At 39.4% G+C, this 586-nt stretch carries 1 protein-coding gene; it reads right to left on the bottom strand.

What is annotated here, in order from left to right:
- Positions 1-150 precede the first annotated feature (150 nt).
- Complete coding sequence (locus tag C2M36_RS15150) at positions 151-381, bottom strand: hypothetical protein (protein ID WP_158678968.1); 231 nt, start codon at positions 379-381, stop codon at positions 151-153.
- Between the last annotated feature and the right edge of the window lie 205 nt (positions 382-586).

Raw genomic sequence — 586 nt, 5'->3', positions numbered from 1 at the left:
AACTGCTTTAAGAATTGAAAGCTCTTATGAATATTATCTATAAATACTTGGCTAGATTGAAACACAATACTTCCTTGTAAAACTAACGCCCCACTAAGGAGCGAGTAATAGTTGGCTAAAATGTGTAGCGAAGCGAAACCGAGCTAACTGTTACAAGTCCCGCTTCAGTGGCTTGTTATAAGCCGATTTGATCCGATTAACAATTCCATTGCCAACATAATGCACAACAAAGAACATAACTTGTGAGAGTAAGCAAAGAAATGGAACCAAAACAAACATACCTACAATCACTGAACCATTTTCACCTTCAGGAATTTCAGTAACGTATTCGTAGAATATTAGCCATGCCCACATAGCTGACACAGCTAACTGCCACCACATAAGGTATTTACTTTTAGACACTACCCAAGCGTGATATGGCATTATTCCGAAACAGAAGAAGCAATAGAAAAGATAAAGAACAACTTCCATGTTTCAGTGAGACTCCCTAGGCTTATAACGCCTTGCTAATGGGCGCATAAATGCTTGGCTAAAATTAGCGACGAAGGAGCACAAGCCAAGCGTTTTGCGTCCTTTTGAGCAACTT

The organism is Pseudoalteromonas sp. T1lg75 (assembly GCF_002964705.1).
In the GTDB taxonomy this organism is placed as follows: domain Bacteria; phylum Pseudomonadota; class Gammaproteobacteria; order Enterobacterales; family Alteromonadaceae; genus Pseudoalteromonas.
The sequence above is the reverse complement of the archived record's forward strand: the minus strand, read 5'-3'. Positions and strand labels throughout refer to the sequence as shown.